The 20218-nt window shown below is 55.1% G+C and carries 18 protein-coding genes and 2 tRNA genes; 4 read left to right on the top strand and 16 right to left on the bottom strand.

What is annotated here, in order from left to right; translation table 11 throughout:
• Positions 1-51 precede the first annotated feature (51 nt).
• The 4 genes from adk to ampD all read right to left on the bottom strand — a co-directional run bounded on the left by adk (position 52) and on the right by ampD (position 6711).
• Positions 52-705 (bottom strand): adenylate kinase, encoded by a 654-nt coding sequence (gene adk, locus KO116_RS05350; protein ID WP_035562174.1) that lies wholly within the window; start codon positions 703-705, stop codon positions 52-54.
• Between the two features lie 254 nt (positions 706-959).
• Positions 960-2996, bottom strand: coding sequence for a pyruvate dehydrogenase complex dihydrolipoyllysine-residue acetyltransferase (aceF, locus tag KO116_RS05345; protein ID WP_035562171.1), 2037 nt, complete (start codon positions 2994-2996; stop codon positions 960-962).
• Between the two features lie 58 nt (positions 2997-3054).
• Positions 3055-5727: a pyruvate dehydrogenase (acetyl-transferring), homodimeric type gene (gene aceE / locus KO116_RS05340; protein WP_035562170.1), complete on the bottom strand. Its 2673-nt coding sequence runs from the start codon at positions 5725-5727 to the stop codon at positions 3055-3057.
• Positions 5728-6129: 402 nt separating this feature from the next.
• Positions 6130-6711 (bottom strand): 1,6-anhydro-N-acetylmuramyl-L-alanine amidase AmpD, encoded by a 582-nt coding sequence (ampD, locus tag KO116_RS05335; protein ID WP_035562168.1) that lies wholly within the window; start codon positions 6709-6711, stop codon positions 6130-6132.
• Between the two features lie 93 nt (positions 6712-6804).
• Between ampD and nadC the strand changes: the two genes are divergently transcribed.
• Positions 6805-7659: a carboxylating nicotinate-nucleotide diphosphorylase gene (gene nadC, locus KO116_RS05330; protein WP_035562164.1), complete on the top strand. Its 855-nt coding sequence runs from the start codon at positions 6805-6807 to the stop codon at positions 7657-7659.
• Between the two features lie 6 nt (positions 7660-7665).
• Here nadC and KO116_RS05325 read toward each other — a convergent pair whose 3' ends face one another.
• A complete protein-coding gene (locus tag KO116_RS05325; RefSeq protein ID WP_008955953.1) occupies positions 7666-8190 on the bottom strand; it encodes a GNAT family N-acetyltransferase in 525 nt (174 codons plus the stop codon).
• Between the two features lie 164 nt (positions 8191-8354).
• Here KO116_RS05325 and tsaA point away from each other — a divergent pair, with 164 nt between their 5' ends.
• Positions 8355-9092 (top strand): tRNA (N6-threonylcarbamoyladenosine(37)-N6)-methyltransferase TrmO, encoded by a 738-nt coding sequence (gene tsaA, locus KO116_RS05320; RefSeq protein WP_035562158.1) that lies wholly within the window; start codon positions 8355-8357, stop codon positions 9090-9092.
• A gap of 15 nt (positions 9093-9107) precedes the next feature.
• Here tsaA and purC read toward each other — a convergent pair whose 3' ends face one another.
• The 3 genes from purC to dapA all read right to left on the bottom strand — a co-directional run bounded on the left by purC (position 9108) and on the right by dapA (position 11803).
• Complete coding sequence (gene purC / locus KO116_RS05315) at positions 9108-9824, bottom strand: phosphoribosylaminoimidazolesuccinocarboxamide synthase (RefSeq protein ID WP_035562154.1); 717 nt, start codon at positions 9822-9824, stop codon at positions 9108-9110.
• A 32-nt stretch (positions 9825-9856) separates the two neighbouring features.
• Entirely contained in the window at positions 9857-10840 is a 984-nt protein-coding gene (bamC, locus tag KO116_RS05310; RefSeq protein WP_035562150.1) for an outer membrane protein assembly factor BamC, read from the bottom strand.
• Between the two features lie 78 nt (positions 10841-10918).
• Positions 10919-11803, bottom strand: coding sequence for a 4-hydroxy-tetrahydrodipicolinate synthase (dapA, locus tag KO116_RS05305; protein WP_035562146.1), 885 nt, complete (start codon positions 11801-11803; stop codon positions 10919-10921).
• Positions 11804-12086: 283 nt separating this feature from the next.
• On the opposite strand from dapA, the gene KO116_RS05300 reads away from it, so the two are divergent.
• Entirely contained in the window at positions 12087-12563 is a 477-nt protein-coding gene (locus KO116_RS05300; protein WP_035562142.1) for a peroxiredoxin, read from the top strand.
• Between the two features lie 53 nt (positions 12564-12616).
• Here the strand turns inward: KO116_RS05300 and KO116_RS05295 are convergent, their stop codons facing one another.
• The gene (locus KO116_RS05295) at positions 12617-13717 is read right to left on the bottom strand and encodes an AI-2E family transporter (RefSeq protein WP_035562139.1); all 1101 of its coding nucleotides are present in this window, start codon (positions 13715-13717) and stop codon (positions 12617-12619) included.
• Positions 13714-13977 carry a sulfurtransferase TusA family protein gene (locus tag KO116_RS05290; RefSeq protein ID WP_035562136.1) on the bottom strand — a complete coding sequence of 88 codons (264 nt, stop codon included), beginning with the start codon at positions 13975-13977 and terminating at the stop codon, positions 13714-13716. The genes KO116_RS05295 and KO116_RS05290 overlap by 4 nt, the downstream gene beginning before the upstream one ends.
• Positions 13978-14195: 218 nt before the next feature.
• Between KO116_RS05290 and KO116_RS05285 the strand changes: the two genes are divergently transcribed.
• A complete protein-coding gene (locus KO116_RS05285) occupies positions 14196-15659 on the top strand; it encodes a M48 family metalloprotease (protein WP_035562133.1) in 1464 nt (487 codons plus the stop codon).
• A gap of 160 nt (positions 15660-15819) precedes the next feature.
• On the opposite strand, the gene nadA is transcribed toward KO116_RS05285, so the two are convergent.
• The 6 genes from nadA to KO116_RS05255 form a co-directional block, all read right to left on the bottom strand.
• Positions 15820-16848 (bottom strand): quinolinate synthase NadA, encoded by a 1029-nt coding sequence (nadA, locus tag KO116_RS05280; protein WP_035562128.1) that lies wholly within the window; start codon positions 16846-16848, stop codon positions 15820-15822.
• A gap of 270 nt (positions 16849-17118) precedes the next feature.
• A tRNA-Lys gene (locus tag KO116_RS05275) sits at positions 17119-17194 on the bottom strand.
• A 145-nt stretch (positions 17195-17339) separates the two neighbouring features.
• Positions 17340-17415: transfer RNA gene (locus KO116_RS05270), tRNA-Lys, on the bottom strand.
• 147 nt (positions 17416-17562) lie between these two features.
• Positions 17563-18438 carry a 23S rRNA pseudouridine(2605) synthase RluB gene (gene rluB, locus KO116_RS05265; RefSeq protein WP_035562125.1) on the bottom strand — a complete coding sequence of 292 codons (876 nt, stop codon included), beginning with the start codon at positions 18436-18438 and terminating at the stop codon, positions 17563-17565.
• Positions 18425-19264, bottom strand: a complete 840-nt coding sequence (gene scpB, locus KO116_RS05260; protein ID WP_035562123.1) for an SMC-Scp complex subunit ScpB — start codon at positions 19262-19264, stop codon at positions 18425-18427. Before scpB ends, rluB begins: the two co-directional genes overlap by 14 nt.
• Complete coding sequence (locus tag KO116_RS05255; RefSeq protein WP_035562120.1) at positions 19261-20211, bottom strand: segregation and condensation protein A; 951 nt, start codon at positions 20209-20211, stop codon at positions 19261-19263. The genes scpB and KO116_RS05255 overlap by 4 nt, the downstream gene beginning before the upstream one ends.
• Positions 20212-20218 lie beyond the last annotated feature (7 nt).

The raw sequence follows: 20218 nt of genomic DNA, 5'->3' as shown, positions 1-20218 counted from the left end.
AGCGGGCCATCGTTGGCAGGTAATAACGATGCGATTAAACAATAGCGTTTATTAACTTAGCGCTTCTTTCACCTGACGGGTGATGTCGGTCACGCTGCCTACGCCTTCAATGCGGTGATATTGAGGAGCGCTCTGCGGATCCTGCGCGGCCCACTGCTGATAATAATTAACCAGCGGGGCGGTTTGATCGTGATAAACCGACAGACGATTGCGCACCGTGGACTCCTGGTCATCCTCACGCTGAATCAGCGTTTCGCCAGTGACATCATCTTTGCCCGGCTCTTTCGGCGGGTTGTGATCAACGTGATAGACCCGCCCCGAGGCCTGGTGAACACGGCGACCCGCCAAGCGGCTAACGATTTCTTCATCGGGCACGGCAATTTCCACCACGTGATCCAGCTTAACGCCGCCCTCTTTCATGGCATCGGCCTGGGGAATCGTGCGCGGGAAGCCATCGAACAGAAAGCCATTTTCACAGTCTGGCTGGCTGATACGCTCTTTGACCAGATCGATGATGATGTCGTCAGATACCAAGCCACCGCTGTTCATGATCTCTTTTACTTTCAAGCCCAGCTCAGTGCCATCTTTAATGGCCGTGCGCAGCATATCCCCGGTGGAAATCTGCGGAATCTTAAATTGCTCGCAAATAAACTGAGCTTGAGTCCCCTTGCCCGCGCCGGGGGCACCCAACAGGATTAAACGCATGGCTCTGCTCCTTGAAATTCTTAGTATGAAGAATGAGTATGAAAATGAGTATGGAAAATCTGTTAACCGACAATAACCGCGCCTCTCAGGCGACACAACTCCCCAAAAGCCTGAGAGACCCGCTTTTATTTCAATTTTTTTAAATTAAAACAGCCAAATGCCGTAAAACTACCACTTTGGTCGCCCTGCTAACCATTTAGCAAACACAAGCGGCGCCCCGAGGGGCGCCGCTTTTAAGACTCTATCGCTACCAATTACAGCAGTAAACGACGGATATCGGTCAACACATCTGCCAGGAAGGCGGTGAAGCGGGCTGCGTCAGCGCCATTGATGGCACGGTGATCATAAGAGAGTGACAGCGGCATCATTAAGCGCGGTTGGAAGGCACTGCCATCCCATACCGGCTTCATCTGCGCTTTAGACACACCCAAAATAGCCACTTCCGGCGCGTTGACGATTGGCGTGAACGCCGTGCCACCGATCGAGCCGAGGCTCGAAATAGTGAAACAGCCACCGGTCATCTCGTCACGCTTGAGCTTTTTGGTTTGTGCTTTCTTACCCAGATCCGCCATTTCCTTGGCAATCTCCACCAAGGATTTTTTATCGGCGTCGCGCACCACCGGCACCATCAGGCCATCGGGGGTGTCAACCGCGATACCGATATGGACGTAGTTCTTCCATACCAGCGTTTCGCCATCGCCCTTCAGGCTGACGTTGAACTGCGGAAACTTACGCAGCGCAAACGCACAGGCTTTGACCATAAACGGCAGCGGCGTCAGCTTGGCGCCTTGGGCTTCCACTTCGGCTTTCATCGCCTTACGGAAAGCTTCCAGCTCGGTAATGTCCGCTTCGTCGAATTGCGTGACGTGGGGAACATTGAGCCAGCTACGATGCAGGTTAGTCGCGCCCATTTTGAGCAGGCGACCCATCGGCTTCTCTTCCACTTCACCAAACTGGCTGAAGTCGACTTCCGGAATAGGCGGAATACCCGCACCACCGGAGGCCGCAGCTGTGCCGGGCTGCGCTTTGCCTTGATTTGCAATGGCTTGCTTCACGTAGGACTGTACGTCCTCTTTAAGCACACGATCTTTCGGGCCGCTCGGCTTTACCAGTTCCAGGTCGACGCCCAGCTCACGGGCCAGCATACGTACGGCGGGGCCAGCGTGAACCAATTTGCCGTCACGCGGCTTGTGGGCCGCCATCTGCGCTTCTGGGCTGGGGGTGCCCGCTGGCGACTCAGAAGGCTTGGCGCTAGCCTTGCTCTGCTGGGCCTTTTCGGGCGCCGTTTTCTCAGGGGCCGCCTTTTTCGGCGCGGCTTTTTTGCCACCGCCGCTGGCAGCCACTTCGATGTAGCCAATGACATCGCCTTCCGAGACGGTGTCGCCCTCTTTGACGGTTAGCTCAAGGAGCTTACCTTTGTAGGGGCTGGGCACATCCATAGAGGCCTTATCGGACTCTAAGGTGATCAGCGGGTCTTCTTCGTTGATCTCGTCACCGACCGCTACGCCGATTTCGATAATCGGTACGTCAGAGGCGCCAGAAATATCCGGTACGCGAATTTCTTTGCGCTCCGGTTCGCCACTAGCGGCTTCTTCCTGATCATCTTCTTCGGCGGGCTCTTCCGGTTCGCTGCGGGCTTGGCTAGCGGCTTGATCATCAGAAGCTTCTTCTGCGTCATCGCCGCCTTCGCCCGCAATCTCCATCTGGCCGATCACATCGCCTTCAGAAACTGTGTCGCCTTCTTTTACAGTGAAGCTGACGATTTTGCCGCTATGAGGGCTGGGCACGTCCATGGAGGCTTTATCAGACTCCAGGGTAATCAGCGTGTCTTCGGCTTCAACCTCATCGCCTTCACTCACCGCGACTTCGATGATTTCAACGTTATCCGAGCCACCCAAGTCGGGCACCTTGATATCAACGGTTTGCTTACCACCGGCTGATTTCTTGGCAGCAGGCTTCTCGGCCTGCGGCTTTTCTTCTTGGGGCTTTTGCTTTTCTTCTTTCGCTGGGGCTGCTTCTGGCTCAGCGTCTTCGCTACTGCTGTCGCCGCCGCCTTCCACTTCCAGCTCAACGATATCGTCACCTTCGGAGACGCTATCGCCTTCCTTGACCAGCACTTTAAGTACCTTGCCGCCTTTCGGGGCCGGTACATCCATGCTGGCTTTGTCAGATTCCAGAGTGATCAGGGTGTCTTCCGCTTCAATGACGTCGCCTTCTGACACCGCAATCTCGATGATTTCGACATCGGTATCGCCACCGATATCGGGAACTTTGATGATTTCGCTACTCAAGGTCGCGCTCCTTCCAAATCGGATCGAGCCGGTGAGCATTCGCCCACCGGGCAGCGGTTTAGCTAGTCAGCGGGTTAGGCTTATTAGCGTCAATGCCGTACTTCTTCAACGCTTCGCCGACAAGCTTGCGATCAATCTCACCGCGATCAGCCAGCGCACGCAGCGCGGCTACAGTGACGAAGTAGCGATCCACTTCGAAGAAGTAGCGAAGCTTCTCGCGGGTATCTGAACGGCCAAAGCCATCGGTACCCAGTACAGTGTAGTCACCCGGCACCCAGGCGCGCACTTGGTCCGCATACAGCTTCATATAATCAGTTGACGCGATCACCGGGCCATCGCGCCCTTCCAGGCACTTAGTCACGTGAGGCTTATTGGCCTCCGCATCTGGGCTTAGGAAGGCTTCACGGTCAAGCTGTAGCGCTTCACGACGCAGCTCGTTAAAGCTGGTCACGCTCCAGATGTCGGCGCCGATGCCCCAATCGTTCTCAAGCAGGGTGGCAGCTTCTTCGACTTCGCGCAGAATCGTGCCAGAACCCAGCAGTTGAACGCGGCCTTTGTCACCCTTGGTTTCGCGCAGCAGGTACATACCCTTGACGATATCGTCGGCCGGTACGTTCTCCAGTGCAGGATGCTCGTAGTTCTCGTTCATCACCGTCAGGTAGTAGAAGCAGTTCTCCTTATCGGTGAACATGCGCTTCAAGCCATCCTGCAGAATCACTGCCACTTCATGAGCGTAGGTGGGGTCATAGCTGCGGCAGTTGGGAATGGTGGAAGCCTGAATCAGGCTGTGACCATCCTGGTGCTGTAAACCTTCGCCGTTGAGCGTGGTGCGCCCCGCCGTGCCGCCGACCATAAAGCCGCGCGCCTGCAAATCGCCTGCTGCCCAGGCCAAATCGCCAATGCGCTGGAAGCCGAACATCGAGTAGTAGATGTAGAACGGCAGCAGCGTGACGTTGTTGTTGCTGTAAGAGGTCGCGGCAGCTATCCAGGCAGACATGGCGCCAGCTTCGGTAATACCCTCTTCAAGGATCTGACCTTTCTGATCCTCGCGGTAGAACATGATCTGGCCTTTATCCACCGGCTCGTACTTCTGGCCTTCCGAGGTGTAGATACCCAACTGACGGAACATACCTTCCATACCGAAGGTGCGTGCCTCGTCAGGGATAATCGGCACCACTTTTTTGCCAAGCGTCTTATCTTTCACCAGGCCATTCAGTACGCGCACGAACGCCATGGTGGTGGAGACTTCACGACCTTTCGAACCACCCATTTGCGAGGCAAAGGTTTTATCTTCGAGGCTGGGAATCTCCAGCGCCTCAAAGTCGCTCTGACGGCTGGGCAAGTAACCACCCAGGCGCTCGCGCTGCAGGTGCATGTACTTAAGCTCGGGAGAATCATCTTCCGGCTTGTAGTACGGCACTTCTTTGAGCTGCTCGTCGGTTAACGGAATACCGAAGCGATCGCGGAAGGTCTTGAGCGCTTCGTACTCCATGCTCTTGACCTGGTGCGCTTCGTTGGCCGCTTCACCATCGCCGCTACCCATGCCGTAACCTTTAACGGTATGGGCCAGAATAACCGTTGGCTTGCCGTTAGAGGTGTTAACCGCCTCGTGGTAGGCCGCATAAACCTTGAACGGATCGTGGCCACCGCGGTTGAGCTTCCAGATATCTTCGTCAGAGAGGTCTTTGACCATCGCTTCGGTTTCTGGGTATTTGCCAAAGAAGTGCTCACGAGTATAAGCACCGCCGTTGGCTTTGTAGTTCTGGTACTCGCCGTCGACCGCTTCGTCCATGCGCTTCTGAAGGATGCCTTTCTTGTCCTTCTCGAACAGCGGATCCCAGTGGCGGCCCCAGACGACCTTGATCACGTTCCAGCCAGCGCCACGGAAGACGCCTTCGAACTCGTCCATCACCCGCGAGTTACCGCGTACCGGGCCGTCAAGGCGCTGCAGGTTACAGTTGATGACGAAGATCAGATTGTCGAGGTTTTCACGGCCCGCCAGTGAAATGGCGCCCAAGGATTCCGGCTCGTCACACTCGCCGTCGCCCATGAAACACCAGATCTTACGGTCATACATATCTTTCAGCTCACGGTGATGCAGGTACTTCATCACGTGCGCTTGATAGATCGCTTGAATCGGGCCCAGGCCCATCGACACCGTGGGGAACTGCCAGTAGTCCGGCATCAACCACGGGTGCGGGTAGGAAGAGAGACCATCGCCATCGACTTCCTGACGGAACTTATCCATCTGCGCTTCGCTCAGGCGTCCTTCCAAATAGGAACGGGCGTAAATGCCTGGCGCCACATGCCCTTGGATATACACCAAGTCACCAGCAAAATCGCCTTGGGGCGCGCGAAAGAAGTGGTTAAAGCCTACATCGTACAACGTGGCAGACGACATGAAGCTGGCAATGTGCCCGCCCAGGCCCGGCTTGGCGCGGTTGTTACGAATCACCTGTGCGATGGCGTTATAACGGATCAAGGAGCGAATACGACGCTCCATGAACAGGTCGCCAGGCATCGGTGCTTCGCGGTGAACCGGGATCGTATTACGGTGCGGGGTTGTCACCGAGAAGGGCACCTTCATGCCGTCCCGGCGCAGGCGATCCGCCAGGCGGGTCATCAGGTAGCGGGCACGATCTTCGCCCTCACGATCCAATACCGACTCTAGGGAATCAATCCATTCCGTAGTTTCGATCGGATCGAGATCTTCTCTTGTCTCCAGACTCATAGAGGTCTCTCCGAATGACGATAAATGACAATTAGCCCCGCTACCCTAATGGGCCTGGGGCGGCGGTGTGGAAGTCCACCACGCGCCAACATTCAGCCGGTGAATAAACGCCGGATAGGGGTTTTAGCTCTACATTCAACAAGCTACGTACCGTTTTATGTAGTAAAGCTACACAAATGTCGTAAAAGTTAGCCTTTTGTATAGGGGAAGATACCGCAAAGTCGTCACGCTGCCAATTCTGTCGGGGCGGAAAAGCCTATCGAAAACAAACTATTGCACTGCAACATAAGCAAATTAAAGACCTCATTCTTCAGTATCAAATAAGCCAACAATTGTAATTAAACTACTGTTTTATTGCTTTGTTATTGAAGCACTTAGTTATTAAAACACCTAATCGCCCCCCTACTTCTCAGCCTGTGACGTTAACCGCTGCTGGAAATAAACCCAGTCAAATGCTGGGCCTGGATCTGTTTTGCGCAGCGGCGCGACATGGGCATGGCTGGTGATACGGCGGCTATTAAGCTGTGGATAGCGCGCGATTAGCCAAGTCGTTGCTTCTACCAAGGCGTTGTACTGGGCTTTGGTGTAGGGGGTAATGTCGTCCCCTTCAAGCTCAATGCCTACCGAGAAGTCGTTGAGCGCTGTTCGCCTTTTTAGCTGATATGCATCCCACCAGCAAGAGCGCCCGGCGTGCCATGCGCGCTGATCCGTATCAACAAATTGAACGCACTCTCCATCGCGACGTATTAGCAGGTGCGCAGAGACTCTCAGATGAGCTATTTCAGTGAAAAAGGGATGTTCATCTGCCACCAGCCGATTGGTAAACAGCGCCTCAATGGCATTACCGCTAAACACGCCTGGGGGCAGACTGATCGCATGCAGTAGCAGCAGCGAGACTTCGTCGCTTGGGCGAGCGTCGCAGTTGGGTGAGACCACGTGCCGAGCGCCTTCCCACCAGCCACTTAACGGTTGTTTCTCTTCCACGCGCACGCTCTCCTCTATATTAGCGCTCTCTTTCACTGCTCATTTTCACTATAATACTGGTCACACTTGACGACGTTCTGAGAACTCACTGCCATGCATTATCAATCCGCTCTTGCAGAAGAAATCCGCGCCAGCGCTGCTCGTCTGCTAGCCGAAGACGTGGGCCCAGGTGATATTACCGCGCAATTGATCCCTGAACACCAGTGGGCCAGCGCCGATGTGATTACCCGTGAAGCCGCGGTGCTGTGCGGTGCACCTTGGGTGGATGAGCTTTTTCGCCGCCTGGATAACCGAGTAAGCCTGAACTGGCACGCCGCTGATGGCGATAGACTTGAGGCTGGCCAGTGTTTTTTAACCCTGGAAGGCCCCGCCCGCATCCTGCTCACCGGCGAGCGTGCGGCGCTTAACGTGCTGCAAACGCTGTCTGCCACTGCGACCGCCACCCGTGCTTATGTCGACCTGATTGAAGGTACTGGCGTGCGCCTGCTCGATACCCGCAAAACGCTACCCGGCATGCGCTTGGCGCAAAAATATGCGGTCACCTGCGGTGGCGGCCATAACCACCGCATTGGTCTATGGGACGCGTTTTTGATCAAAGAGAACCACATTGCTGCCTGTGGGGGCATTCAAGCAGCCGTTGCACAAGCACGCAAGCTGGCCAGTGACCTCCCAGTGGAAGTGGAAGTAGAAACCTTTGAAGAGCTGGATCAGGCGTTGGCAGCGGGTGCCGATATTATTATGCTCGACAACTTCGCCATTGAAGACCTGCACGTTGCGGTAGAAATTAACGGCGGCAGAGCCACCCTGGAAGCATCAGGCAATGTGGACGACGCTACGCTACGGGCAATCGCCGATACCGGCGTTGACTGTATCTCTAGCGGTGCGCTAACCAAGGATATCGCCTCAATCGACCTATCGATGCGCATAACCCGCAGCTATAATGTGTAGCTAGACTTACGTTTCCACGGCGTTAAGTGCCTTGGAAAGTCGATACCGCTTGAGCGATTCACCACTGCGCTCCACCCACTGCTCGCCGTGGTTTTCCCAGCCGCGGCGCATTAGACGCTCGTAAAGCATCGAACTGGCCTCAATCTCCACCTTGCCTTTGCCCTGTTCGAGCAGCATACGCTCAGCGTGAACCAGTAGCGTGGTGCCAATGCCGCGACCAGCAAGAGAAGGCCAGACATAGAGCGTTTCAATCCGCCCGGCATCTAAATCTACTTCCAAAAACCCCACGCAGCGTCCATCACAGGTAGCAATTAACGTGGTATACAGCGCTTGCCGCACTGCCCAGGCACTGCCTTCACGGGGTAGCGCTTGCGCCCATGCCCGCCGCTCATCCAGCGTATAGTGGGTAGCAGCCCCTTGCATGACGGCGTGGTAAAACACTTCTGCCTGATCGGCGGCATCGCGTGCCAGTGCCGCGCGATACATAACCCGCGCACTCGTTGGCGCTTGCTGCTCATCGCTATTACTCATGCGTCACCTCTGCACTGTTCAGCTAACATTTGGTCAATGCCTATTCAAGCAAGACCTCTTCGATCACGCCGCTTTAGATCACACCCTATTGGGTCACGCTTAAGCCATCGGCTGCTTTATACTGTTTTATACTACGCCAATAAATCCTAGCAAAAGGCAGTGTGATGGACGATGCCCCTAACAGCGAGCACTTTACGCTATCGCCCATTGGCCACATGGTCAGCGACTACCCTGACAAATTCGGCATTCCGCGCCAACCAGGGCTCGCACCCGCGGCTAACGCCAAGCTTGTGCTCGCCGCCCCCTACAATGACCCTCTCGCCGTGCGTGGTTTAGAAGACTTCAGCCACCTGTGGTTAAGCTTTATATTTCATCAAAGCCCGCAACGCTGGTCGCCGCTGGTGAGGCCGCCACGGTTGGGCGGTAATAAAAAAGTGGGCGTTTTTGCCAGCCGTAGCACCCATCGCCCTAATCGTCTGGGGCTATCACTGGTAAGGCTAGTCGGTATCGACACTCAGCAAGGCGTCGTTTTGGCGTTACAGGGCTGCGACTTAGTGAGCGGCACGCCGGTGGTTGATATCAAACCCTACTTGCCCTGGGCTGAATCTCAGCCTGATGCAAAGGCTGGTTTTGCGCCGCAGACGCCGTCACTGTTGGCGGTGTCGTTTCACCCAGCGGCACTGGACACCCTCACCCAACGCTCAGACAGCGCCACGCTGCATGCATTAATTGAGCAAGTACTAAGCCAGGACCCACGGCCCGCCTATAAGCAAAAAGAGTTAGCGTCTAAACGACTTTACGGGGTACGCCTGCGCGATGTAGACGTTAAGTTTCGTCAGCGTCAACAAGGCGAAGCCACCACCTTAGAGGTGATGGCTATCGAACCTTACGACGAGCGATAAAACAATGATGACGTTTTAAGCGGGAAAGGTAATACCCAGGCGGCGACCAACTTCTTCATACGCCTCAATCACGCCGCCCAACCCCTGGCGGAAGCGATCCTTATCCAGCTTTTCACGGGTGTTAGCGTCCCAAAGGCGGCAACCATCCGGCGAGAACTCATCCCCTAATACCACCTCACCCTTGAAGACACCAAACTCAAGCTTGTAATCCACCAGCAGCATATCGCCCTCGGCAAACAGCGCTTTGAGGATATGGTTAACCTTGAAGGTCAATGCTTTCATTTTGGCGAGCTGCTCGGGCGTTGCCCAACCGAAGGTCTCCGCCAACGACTCGTTAATCATCGGGTCGCCCTTCTCGTCGTTCTTCAAGAACAGCTCGAAGGTAGGCGGTGTTAGTGCAATACCCTCTTCCACACCTAACCGTTTTACCAAACCACCGGCGGCGATATTGCGCACTACGCACTCCACCGGGATCATCTGCATTTTTTTGACCAGACTCTCCGTACTGGAGAGCTGTTTTTCAAAGTGAGTGGGAATGCCCGCTTCCTGCAGCCGCTCCATAATGAAGGCGTTAAAGATGTTATTGACCATTCCCTTACGGGCCAGCGACTCCACTTTTTTGCCATCGAAGGCGCTGGTGTCATCACGAAAGTTAAGCACCAACAAATCCGGATCGTCGGTGGTATACACAGATTTCGCCTTACCGGCGTAGAGTTCTTGGCGCTTTTCCATGGGGGCTCCGTAAGGGATCAAGGGTCAATAAATTAACGTAAATAACCGGAGACACGCTCAAGCAGCTCGCGCTGATCATCGGCGCTGAATGCCCGTTCGCTGGCGTTGATGGCACGCAGGATCGTCTTGTCGCCATCAGGCTGTAGGGCAAGGCGGATCTCTTGGGACATCTTGCGTACGTCCGCGCTGAATACCATTTGCAGCGGGTTACGATTGCGCTCGGTTTCGGTCATATATTCAACCAGGAACTCGTGGCTACTGGGGTCAGAGGCAAGCAAGTCGCGCTGTCCTTCCTGAGCAAAATCCAGTTCAAGGTAGTGGTTCAGTTCAGCCCATACGCGGTCCACCGGCTGCGGAATAACCACTTCCCACTCTTCACCCTGCTGGCGAACTTGTAACGTTTGCTCATCGGTAAGGCGCTGAGCGGTCCAGGAAGATGACACGCTGGCAGAAGCGCTGCGTGCACTTAGATGGCTTTCCAGTGCGTCCAGACAGCTAGTCATGGTTTGCCCACCGCTTTCACAGCGAACTTCGCTACTGCCTGCGCGCAGCGCACTCTGCAGGCGTATTTCCCCCTGGGACGTCACGATAACGCCCTGGGACGCGCTGCTCTGCAGCACATTCAGCTGTCGGCTGCGTACAAACTCTTCCAACTGCGGCCACACCGTACCGGTGTCGGCGGCCACCACTAGCCAGGTTTGATCACCGACTTCGCGGCGCTCAACGTACTCAGGCTCTAAGCCACTGCCAATAGCCAGTGATTGGGGCGGACGAATTTCTGCCGCTTCGTCAAGCCGTGTCCCTTGGGTGGCGGCTTGAGGAACCGGCAGCGCATCGCGGTAACGTTGGGTATTACGGGTCTCTGGCAACACCAACGGAGGCGCCGGAGCAGCCTCGGTGTAGTCCAGGTTACGGTCGTGGTAAAAACCATCCCGTGCGCAACCAGAGAGCGCGACAGCCGCTGCGAGTGCCAGCGGAACCCATTTAAGCGCACGTATTTCAAGCACAGAGCTCATCAAGCCACCTTAAGTCAACAAATCAGGTACCCAGCTCAACTTATCGCTGAGCTGGGTAGCAAAGGGTATTGCGCCAGGTTACTCCTCTACGACGCCTGCCATCTGCAGCGCTTCGCTCACCGTGGCGTGGTACTTTTCAGACAGCCAGGTTAGCGGTAAACGAAGGCCTGCGTCCGCATAACCCATGCGATTAAGCGCCCACTTCACGGGAATAGGATTCGACTCTATGCCCAAATTGGTGTGTAGCGGCATCAGACGGGTATTAATCTGGTGGGCTTTATCAGCATCACCGGCCACGGCAGCGGTGCACAGATCATGCATCGCCCGTGGGGCAACATTCGCCGTCACGGAGATATCGCCATGGCCACCCATCAACATAAAGTCACAGGCGGTCGCATCGTCGCCGGAGTAGAGCATAAAGCCACTGCCCTTTAGACGTGAGATTAGATCTTCCGCACGCTCCAGGTTCCCTGTTGCGTCTTTCAAACCAATAATATTATCGACATCGGCCAAGCGTAAGACGGTCTCGTTGTAGAGGTCAGAGCAGGTACGGCCCGGCACGTTATACAGAATCACCGGCAGTTTGCTGCCTTCCGCGACCGCTTTAAAGTGCTGATACAGGCCTTCCTGGGTGGGCTTATTGTAGTAAGGGCACACTGACAAGCAGTAATCGGCCCCAACTTCCCCGGCGTAACACGCCAGCTCAACCGCCTCAGAAGTGGCGTTAGCCCCAGTCCCTGCGATAACCGGAATACGACCATTGACCTCTTCGACAACGCTGCGAATCACGTCAAAGTGCTCCGCGAAGGACATGGTAGTGGGTTCGCCCGTCGTGCCAGCAGCCACAATGCCATCGGTGCCATTTTCGAGATGGAAGTTCACCAGACGACGAAGCGCCTCCCAGTCGATGTCGCCATTGACCTTCATAGGCGTCGCCAGGGCGACAATGCTGCCTGTGATCATCCGTTTATTCCTCACCAGCCAAAGTGTGATATCAACTATCTGTGTTTTAAGTGCTATGTATTTTACGTGCTATGTCTTTAGCAAACTGGGCGCCATCGCGATACTTTGTATAAGGCGCTGGCGTTCCACAGAGAGCAAATGGTACTCAGGCGATTCGAGCCTGTACAGCGTAAAGCGGTGCAAGTTTGTCACCGGCCTGATTTGAGCTTTGACAACTGCCCCTGGCTTACGTGTAATCGCGCGTGACTACTAATCTTAACACCCACCCTCAAAAGGACGCCTTATGTCTGTTGAAATTGGTCAACCCGTTGCTGACTTTTCCGCTACTGCAACTGGTGATTCCACCGTGACGCTGGCGGAGCTGCGCGGCAAACAAGTGGTTATTTATTTCTACCCCAAAGCCAGCACCCCAGGCTGCACCACCGAGGGGGGTGACTTTCGCGACCGTAAATCCGCCTTCGATGCTGCCAATACGGTCATCCTCGGCGTCTCTCGCGACGGCCTACGTGCGCAGGAGAACTTTAAAGCCAAACAGGATTTTAATTTTGATCTTATCTCTGACAAGGACGAAAACGTCTGCACGCTGTTTGACGTTATCAAGCTCAAGAAAATGTACGGCAAGGAGCATCTCGGCATAGAGCGCAGCACCTTCTTGATTGATAAAGAGGGCAAGCTCGCCAACGAATGGCGTGGTGTTAAGGTGCCTGGTCATGTTGATGAGGTACTCGCCGCGGCTGAACAACTTAACGCTGCCAGTTAACCCCTATGCCCGCGCTGAGGATACCCAGCGCGGGCCGTGTTTAAGCGCTACGCTTACTCTTTTGCTGGGGCTTGCAAGCTACGACGCTCCTCTCGCTCCTGCATACTACGCGGGCAAGCGTAGATCAGCGCTTTCAGCAGCGTCGCTAATGGAATAGCAAAGAAAATACCCCAGAACCCCCAAATCCCGCCGAAGAACAACACCGCCACAATGATAGAAACCGGATGGATATTGTTAGTTTCAGAAAATAATACCGGGGCTAATACGTTGCCATCCAGCGCTTGAATCACTCCATAAGCTACTAGCACATACACAAACTCCTCGCTGAGCCCGAAGTGAAACCCAGCGACCGCAGCCACCGGCAGTGTTGCCACCGCCGCCCCGATATACGGCACCAATACAGAAAACCCCACCAGAACGGCTAACAACGCGGTATAAGGCAATCCAAAGAAGGCAAAGGTAAAGAACGTTACGGTGCCTACGATAATGATTTCAATGAACTTGCCGCGGATATAGTTGGCAATTTGATCATCCATCTCACGCCAAATACGCGATAACAGCGTGCGTTTTTGGGGCAGCAGTGAAAGCATAAAGCCAACCAATACGTCGCGATCCTTGAGCATGAAGAAGACCAGAATCGGCACCAGTACCAGATAGATAATCAGCGACATAATGTTGCCTAGCGATGCCAGCGAAAGCGTTAAGGCACGCTGCCCTAACTGGCTGATCTCGCGGCTCGCCACGCCTATCCAGTTCTGCATCTGGTCCGGCGTAATAATGTTGGGGTAGCGCGCTTGCAGCTCATCCAGCCAGCCTTGACCACTGGCGAACATCCTCGGTGTTTCTTGTACCAACCCCACTAACTGATTCCAAATCAGCGGCATTAAAATAAACGCCAGGGTTAACAAGACACTAATAAACGCCAGGAATACCATGATCACCGCCAGCAAATGCGGCAACCCACGGCGGGTAAGTGCGCTCACCACGCCTTGCAGTAGAAAAGCAATTACCAGTGCAGTGAAAAACGGTGCCAGCATACGGCCAAACCAAATGATCGCCGCAAAACCTGCCACCAATACTACCAGCAGAATCAGCGCCTCTTCGTCGGAGAAGTAGCGCTCAACCCAGCTTTTTAAAATCGTACGCAGGGTCATGAGTGACCATCCCCGGCTTTACGAATCCAGTACACATAAACATCGTCACGCTGTTCACGGCCTTCCAGGGTATGCGCACTTTGATCGGTAAACGACGCGATATCCCGCCACGAACCGGCGTCCGTTGAACGCACCTCCAGCAACTGACCTGCTGCCAAGGTAGCTAAGGCTTGCTTAGCTTTCAGTAGTGGCAATGGGCAATGCAGCCCACAAGCGTCAAGCACCGTATCGGGTTGAAAGCCCCCGGTTTGCTCAGACATACACTCTCCCTCAAAATGACCTGCCTATTCACGGCATAGATTTGTAAATGTTGCTGCATAGACATTGTGTAATAGACGCCGCCGCATAAACTGTCTTGTTAGCGATTGATTTCACTAGGTCGTCGATTTAACGGCACTTCCCCGTCTTTATCAATGTCATAGTATTAATCGATGTCATACCCTGACTGTAGCGTTTAACCATCACCCATGAGGATGCCATGCCGACCTTTCGTACCGCTTACCCAGGCTGGATATGTGCGTTCGCTTGCGCCTGTGGCAGTTTACTTTTTAGCCCCCCAAGCGTTGCCATCAACGATTACGACCTGCCGAGCCTGGGGGCGGCGTCTACCTCGGTCAGCAATGAAGAGTACCGCCTGGGCCGCGCGTGGTTACGACAGTTTCGTGCTCAAGCCCCCCAGTGGCAAGATCCTATTACCAGCGACTACCTGGAAAGCCTGATTGCCCGGCTCGCCCCCCATAGCAAGATTAATGGTCTACGCACTATTACCGTGATGGTGGATAACGAATCGCTTAACGCCTTTGCCGTGCCTGGCGGGGTGGTAGGCATCAATTCAGGGCTGTTCGCCTTTGCCGAAGATGAAGGTGCCTTCGTTTCGGTACTGGCGCATGAGTTGGGCCATCTCTCTCAACGCCACTATGCGAGGGGAAACGCACGGGCAGCACAAACCCAACTGCCCGCCATGGCGGCCATGCTAGCAGGCATGCTAATTGCTGCGAGTGGCGGCGGTGATGCGGGCATGGCCGCCGCCATGGGCTCCCAGGCAGCGCTCATACAGGATCAGCTCAGCTATTCACGTTTATTTGAACAAGAAGCCGACAACCTAGGCCTCCAGGCGATGGCCGACGCGGGCTACGACCCAGAGGCCATGGTGCGCATGTTCGCCGCTATGCAGCGCATGGCCCGTCTGCAGGGCGATACACCGCCGGAGTTCCTGCTTAGCCACCCGGTCACCGATAGCCGCTTAACCGCTGCCCAGGATCGCGCTGCCCAGCTCAATGTCGCCGATGCCTATACCAGCGACACCCTTTACGACATGATGCGCGCCCGCGCCCTGTTGAGCATTTATGCCAACACGCCTGAGCAAGCGGCTTCGCGCCTTGCCCAAGAAGGCGCTGACGAGACTGCCCAGGGCTATCTGGACGCCTTGATCGCTGCCCGTAACGGCCAGACTGATAATGCCTTACAACGCCTTGATCAACTTGCCAATCAGCAGCCTGACTTTGCCATGCTCCCCGCCTCTGCCGCGAGCGTCGCCTTAGAGGCCGGTCAGTACGATGAGGCCATCCAGCGCAGCCAGCGATTGCTGCGCTTTATGCCTAACTACCTACCGGCTCAACTGATATTGGCCGAAGCACAGCTACAGCGTGATCCTCAATCGGCTTATAACGTGTTACGGGACATGGCCGATCAGCACCCAGAAAATCCACAAGTCTTCAATCTATTAGCTGAAGCCGCCGGACGCAGTGGGCATGATGGCTGGGGACATTTGGCCCGCGCTGAGCACCTGCAATTGACGGGCCGAGTAGACCGCGGCATTCGCCAGCTCTCCATCGCTCGCGATGCGGCGGAACGTGAAGATGATCAGCAGGTAGTAGCCAGGATTGAACAGCGCCGCGAGGCCTTTATTGAGTATCGCGAAGCGCTGGAAGATTTCAACTAAATCTAGGTCAATTAAATCTAGGTCAACTAAACCTATGTCATTGCGATGAGCGCAGCAACGCGGCAATCTTCACCAGAGGTGGCAGTAACACCGAGGTTGCTTCACTTCGTTCGCAATGACACTTCTACGTTCGCAATGACATTCGGTTAATCTTTTCTCGCTAGGCGTTGAAATTAAGCATCCGCTCGAGCGGCATCAATGCCTTCAAACGCATCGGCTCATCGACCTGGATCTCACCACTTCCCTCGCGCAACGCACCCGCCAGGTTATCCAGCGCGTTCATGGCCATCCAGGGGCAATGCGCGCAGCTGCGACAGGTAGCACCATTACCGGCGGTGGGCGCTTCAAACAAGGTTTTATGGGGCACCGCCTGCTGCATCTTGAAGAAGATACCTCGGTCCGTCGCCACAATCAGCTTATCGTTAGGTAGCTCTTTAGCGGCCTTGATCAACTGCGAAGTGGAACCAGCTACGTCGGCCAGCTTCACCACCGGCTCAGGCGACTCGGGGTGCACCAAAACGGCGGCATCAGGGTAAATGCGCTTAAGGTCTTCAACGCCTTTAGCTTTGAACTCTTCATGGACGATACAGGCGCCGTCCCACATCAACATATCGGCGCCGGTTTTCTTCTGAATATAGCCGCCCAAATGCTTATCAGGCGCCCAGAGAATTTTCTCGCCTTTGGCCTGCAGGTGCTCAATCACCTCTACCGCAATCGATGAAGTCACCACCCAATCCGCTCGCGCCTTAACCGCCGCGGAGGTATTGGCATACACCACCACAGTGCGATCAGGGTGCGCATCGCAAAAAGCGCTGAATTCATCAGCAGGACAGCCAATATCCAGAGAACAGGTTGCTTCAAGGGTAGGCATGAGCACGCGCTTTTCCGGCGACAGTATCTTGGCGGTTTCGCCCATAAAGCGAACCCCGGCAACCACCAGCGTGGTCGCGTCGTGGCGAGCACCAAAGCGTGCCATTTCTAGCGAATCGGCGACGCAGCCGCCGGTCTCTTCGGCGAGCTGCTGAATAGCATCATCGGTGTAGTAATGCGCGACCAAAACAGCGTTATGCGTTTTCAATAGCTGCTTGATTTCTTCGACCCTTGCCAAATCTTCCGCCGGAATCCGGGTCGGACAGTATGCAACGGGCAACGGAGCACTCAGCTCTGCTTGAGTAGTCATAATAGTCATCGTGTCTACCACTGTGACGAACAGGGAATCCCCCTGCTAAACACTGGGTCACGGCACAGGCGCGTTTCGCTCTACTCCCGCACCGCTCGCGTGCGATCGGCCGCTACGTCTCTCGTGGTGGCCTATCGTCTGAATATCTATTCTAGCCCATTCTGATCGGAAATAGCTGCCCGCTGCAAACAGATTGTCACGTAGAGGCATTACCCAAAAGTACCTCTCACCCGCATAGCAAAACGCCCCTGGCAGCTATGCTGCCAGGGGCGTTGAATTTGGTGGGTCGTGCAGGATTCGAACCTGCGACCAATTGATTAAAAGTCAACTGCTCTACCAACTGAGCTAACGACCCAAATTTGCCTTGCTATTGAACTTCAATTTTTCAAGCTTCATTTTTTTGAAACTTTAATGTTCACACTTACCGTGTCTAGTTCCCGTCCCGAAAGAATAGCTGCCAAGCTGGTGGATAAAAACTTCCTGCCAAAACAGCGGCTAAATGGTGGGTCGTGCAGGATTCGAACCTGCGACCAATTGATTAAAAGTCAACTGCTCTACCAACTGAGCTAACGACCCGCCTGAACGGATGCATATCCTACGCTTACACCCTTTTGATAGCAAGTGTTTTTTAGCGTGAGATAACAGAAATGGACCATAAAACGCGCCTGACTGGTCAATACAAACCGGTTCAGGCACGTTCGCGCACCTACTTAACGGGCTTTGTTAACGGGCTTTGCTTTTCGGCTTACGCATCACTTGAACCGGCTTACGCTTGTGCTTATCGCGGTTCCAGCGGTTCTTTTCATCGGGCGTCAGCGCAGGCACTTTACGGGTTTCTAAGTTAGCCAATGTCGCTAAGTCATCCACCTCATCCTGGTTAAGTTCAACCCATTCACCGGCTTTAGCGCGCTTATCGAGGAAGATGTTGCCGTAACGCACTCGTTTTAGGCGACTCACCGTTAGGGCTTGCGACTCCCAAAGGCGCCGCACTTCGCGGTTACGACCTTCCAAAATCACCACATGGAACCAGGTATTAATGCCTTCGCCGCCAAACTCCTGTACATCCGTGAAGCGCGCCGGGCCATCTTCCAGCATCACGCCATCGACCATCGCCAGGATATGTTCGCGCTTCACTTCACCCATGACCCGAACGGCGTATTCACGCTCCACCTGGGTAGAGGGATGCATCAAACGGTTGGCCAGCTCGCCATCCGTGGTAAACAGCAGCAAACCGCTGGTGTTGATATCCAGGCGACCAATCGCAATCCAGCGCTCGCCTTTCAAGCGCGGCAAGCGTTCAAATACGGTGCGCCGACCTTCCGGGTCTTTGCGTGTGCACAGCTCGCCTTCCGGCTTGTTGTACATGATCACCCGGCGCGGCACTTCTTCTTCCGGACGCAGCAATACCGGGCGGTCGTCAAAGCTGACTTTATCCCGCGCTTCAACACGGTCACCCAGCTTGGCCACCTGGCTATTCACCTTTACACGGCCATCGGAAATTGCCGTTTCCATCTCACGCCGTGAGCCAAGGCCTGCGCGGGCCAGGACTTTTTGCAGCTTTTCACTGATAGGGGGCGTGGTGCTATTACTCTGACTCATGGTCGTCTGACCTCACATCGGTAGTCTGCGTGCGCTCGCGCTCTTCTTCGTTCGCGCGCTGCGCACGTGCCGCCAGCCGTGCCTGTAAATCGGCAAAGCTCAGCGGCTGGGTTAACGCCGTCTCGGCGTGCGTATCGGCTGTTTCAGCCGACGTTATGTCTTCTTTCTGGGGTGGCGCATCCTGCACCGTTTTGATCGTTTCGTCTAGTGCTTCGTGGTCTGAACCGGTGTCTTGTTCTTCCTGAATGGCAGCATCATTGGTCATCCCTGTGTCTTCAGGTAGTTCGCTCTCGTCCCAGTTCGCCAGGGTGTGCATCGGCGGCAGCGCATCAAGCGTTTTTAATCCAAAGTCATCTAAAAAACTCCGCGTGGTGGCATATACTGCCGGGCGCCCCGGCACATCCCGGTGGCCCACTACGCGAATCCAACCGCGCTCCGCCAGGGTGCGCATGATTGAACTGCTTACACTGACCCCACGCACCTCTTCGATATCGCCACGAGTAACCGGCTGGCGGTAGGCGATCAGCGCCAGCGTTTCCAGCAAGGCCCGTGAGTAGCGCTGGGGGCGCTCGTCCCATAACCGCGACACCCATTGCGACAGACGCGGGCGAATGCGTAGCTGATAGCCTGAGACCGTTTCCAACAACTCTAGCGCCCCAGCTGAATGGCGCAGCTGCAAGCGCTCAAGGACATCGCGAAACTCCTTGCGAGTCGGGCATTCGCCTTCAAGAAAAAGCGTTTCTAGGCGTTCAAGGGGTAACGGTTCACCAGCGGCCAGGAGCGCTGCTTCAATAATGTCATCTAACGCGTTGGCGGCGTTACTCATGGCGTCTCTTCTCCAGTTTCAAAGGCGGACTCACCATAGGCATCGTCTTCTATCTCGTTCTCCTCAAAAGCGCCCTCTTCGTCGTCGGCCAGGGCGGCACGCCGAGCACGTACGTGAATCGGGGAAAGCGGTGCATTCTGAACAATTTCAATCATGGCTTCTTTGGCCAGCTCTAGAATTGCCATAAAGGTCACGACCACGCCAGCCCGCCCTTCCTCTAAGGTGAACAGCGCTTCAAAGGGGGTATAACGTTGATGCGCATCATCGTGGCTGAGTAACTCCATAATCTTGAGCATGCGCTCGCGGGTAGATAGCACCTCGCGACTGATCTGGTGGGCCTGCACCAGCTCGGCGCGTTTGAGAATATCGGAGAGCGCGCTGAGCAATTCATCCAATTCCACCTCAGGGTGAATCACACGAGATTCCAGCGGAGGTAAGCCCGCCTGCACGCTGAACCAGTCACGCCCCATGCGCGGTAGCGTATCCAGTGTCTCGGCTGCCTCCTTGAGGCGTTCGTACTCCTGGAGGCGTCGGATAAGCTCTGCGCGAGGATCCTCCTCATCGTCGCCCTCGGCCTTCGGCGGGCGGGGTAACAAGGTCCGCGACTTGATCTCAGCGAGCATAGCAGCCATCAGCAGGTATTCACCCGCCAACTCAATCTCCATGGCCTTCATCAGTTCCACGTACTCGATGTACTGGTGGGTGATAGTGGCCACATTGATGGTCAGGATATCCAGGTTCTGACGCCGAATCAGGTAGAGCAGTAAATCCAGCGGGCCTTCAAAGGTCTCCAGAAAGACGCGTAGTGCCTCGGGAGGAATATACAAATCCTCCGGCATTTCCGTAATCTGCTCATTGAACAGACGCCCAAACGAAACCGCCACTGGGTCAGTGGTCGCAGCGTCAGGATTTTCTAACTCTGTCGTATCGCTTGGCGTCTCGCTCACGCGGGTC

It is taken from the genome of Halomonas sp. KO116 (assembly GCF_000734975.2).
GTDB classification, from domain to species: Bacteria; Pseudomonadota; Gammaproteobacteria; order Pseudomonadales; family Halomonadaceae; genus Vreelandella; species Vreelandella glaciei.
The sequence above is the reverse complement of the archived record's forward strand: the minus strand, read 5'-3'. Positions and strand labels throughout refer to the sequence as shown.

Bases quoted from the DNA above. Each gene is read 5' to 3' on its own strand.
- adk (WP_035562174.1), bottom strand. From the start codon at position 705: ATGCGTTTAATCCTGTTGGGTGCCCCCGGCGCGGGCAAGGGGACTCAA.
- aceE (WP_035562170.1), bottom strand. From the start codon at position 5,727: ATGAGTCTGGAGACAAGAGAAGATCTCGATCCGATCGAAACTACGGAA.
- nadC (WP_035562164.1), top strand. From the start codon at position 6,805: ATGCATTATCAATCCGCTCTTGCAGAAGAAATCCGCGCCAGCGCTGCT.
- KO116_RS05325 (WP_008955953.1), bottom strand. From the start codon at position 8,190: ATGAGTAATAGCGATGAGCAGCAAGCGCCAACGAGTGCGCGGGTTATG.
- tsaA (WP_035562158.1), top strand. From the start codon at position 8,355: ATGGACGATGCCCCTAACAGCGAGCACTTTACGCTATCGCCCATTGGC.
- purC (WP_035562154.1), bottom strand. From the start codon at position 9,824: ATGGAAAAGCGCCAAGAACTCTACGCCGGTAAGGCGAAATCTGTGTAT.
- bamC (WP_035562150.1), bottom strand. From the start codon at position 10,840: ATGAGCTCTGTGCTTGAAATACGTGCGCTTAAATGGGTTCCGCTGGCA.
- dapA (WP_035562146.1), bottom strand. From the start codon at position 11,803: ATGATCACAGGCAGCATTGTCGCCCTGGCGACGCCTATGAAGGTCAAT.
- KO116_RS05300 (WP_035562142.1), top strand. From the start codon at position 12,087: ATGTCTGTTGAAATTGGTCAACCCGTTGCTGACTTTTCCGCTACTGCA.
- KO116_RS05295 (WP_035562139.1), bottom strand. From the start codon at position 13,717: ATGACCCTGCGTACGATTTTAAAAAGCTGGGTTGAGCGCTACTTCTCC.
- KO116_RS05290 (WP_035562136.1), bottom strand. From the start codon at position 13,977: ATGTCTGAGCAAACCGGGGGCTTTCAACCCGATACGGTGCTTGACGCT.
- KO116_RS05285 (WP_035562133.1), top strand. From the start codon at position 14,196: ATGCCGACCTTTCGTACCGCTTACCCAGGCTGGATATGTGCGTTCGCT.
- nadA (WP_035562128.1), bottom strand. From the start codon at position 16,848: ATGACTATTATGACTACTCAAGCAGAGCTGAGTGCTCCGTTGCCCGTT.
- rluB (WP_035562125.1), bottom strand. From the start codon at position 18,438: ATGAGTCAGAGTAATAGCACCACGCCCCCTATCAGTGAAAAGCTGCAA.
- scpB (WP_035562123.1), bottom strand. From the start codon at position 19,264: ATGAGTAACGCCGCCAACGCGTTAGATGACATTATTGAAGCAGCGCTC.